Source organism: Lamprobacter sp. (assembly GCF_034860625.1).
Taxonomy (GTDB): Bacteria; Pseudomonadota; Gammaproteobacteria; order Chromatiales; family Chromatiaceae; genus Lamprobacter.
This window is the reverse complement of the sequence record NZ_JAYESN010000603.1, coordinates 1-1,032: the sequence shown is the minus strand read 5'-3', so window position 1 is coordinate 1,032 and position 1,032 is coordinate 1. Positions and strand designations below refer to the sequence as shown.

The 1,032-nt window shown below is 64.3% G+C and carries 2 protein-coding genes; one reads left to right on the top strand and one right to left on the bottom strand.

Annotated features, from left to right (window positions below; genetic code table 11):
* On the bottom strand, window positions 1-608 hold a 608-nt coding region (locus VBE63_RS30150), incomplete at its 3' end, for an ATP-binding protein (protein WP_323686644.1).
* 187 nt (window positions 609-795) lie between these two features.
* Here VBE63_RS30150 and VBE63_RS30145 point away from each other — a divergent pair.
* On the top strand, window positions 796-948 hold the full coding sequence (locus tag VBE63_RS30145; protein ID WP_323686643.1) for a hypothetical protein: 153 nt from the start codon (window positions 796-798) through the stop codon (window positions 946-948).
* The last annotated feature ends 84 nt before the right edge of the window (window positions 949-1,032 follow it).

Here is a 1,032-nt window from a genome sequence, read left to right as displayed (position 1 = left end):
TAGCGGGTATCCAGCACCTCGAACAGCACACCGCGAGGATCTTGCTCCGGCGCATCGATCACATCGTCGAGCACTAGCAGGTCGGGCGCGCTGAGCTGCGCGAAGGCCTCGGCCTCGGAGCCCTGGGATCGAGATGCGCTGGCGTCGCGCAGGCTGCGCAGTGCGCTGGGCAGCGAGACATACCAGCCGCGTTGTCCGGCGCGCACCAGGGTCGCGAGGATGGCGCAGGCCAGGTGGGTCTTGCCGGTGCCTGGGCCGCCGAGGAGCAGCAGTGTTTCGCCGGGTCGTTGGCCAGCGCTGAGGGCGCAGGCATAGTCCTGGCAGATCGAGCGCGCCAGCACCTGCTCGGCGATGTCGGCCTGATAGTCGGCGAAGCCTTTGCTGCGAAAGCGCTCAGGGATGCCGCTGGCGGCCAGGTGTCGCTGCCATTGCCGCTCGAGGGCCTTGCGCCGCATGGCCATAAGGCTGCGCACTTCCTGCCGACCCCGCTCGGCAAGGTCTTCGGCGGACAGCAAGGGGCCACCCAGGCGTGATCCGGCCCGCAAACCCACAAGCCGAATGCCAGTCGGCTGCGCGGCATGGCGCGAGATCGGAGGGCGTTTGTCCATGGGCTGACCTCTGCGGCTGGGGTGGGCAATGGCGGTCGTGGTCCCAGGCTGATGATTCGTCCTCGGCGCTTGGGCCTCATTCCATTCGCGCGGTAGGGTTGAGCGCATTCGTTGCGCCGGACTCATCGACCGCCAGCCATTCATGACAGCGAGCACTATAACCGGGTTTTCATCGGTTGCCTAGTCGATGAATGGCAAAGGTCATCGCAACGCCAATGGCGATGCAACCGATGCATCGACGGCCACCGAGCGAATCGATGCGGCCATGCTCGACGCGCGCGAATCCCATCAACGTCAACAACAACAGAAACTAAGAAAGAGAAAGACGTTGTTGTTGTAGACGTTGTAGAAGAGCGCGACGCTGAATCCACGTCAGCGGCCTCAAGTGGTCTGTTTGCACCCCGCATCGAGCGATCAAGCCGAG

Coding starts and splice junctions, on each gene's coding strand:
- VBE63_RS30145 (WP_323686643.1), top strand. CDS start 796: ATGAATGGCAAAGGTCATCGCAACGCCAATGGCGATGCAACCGATGCA.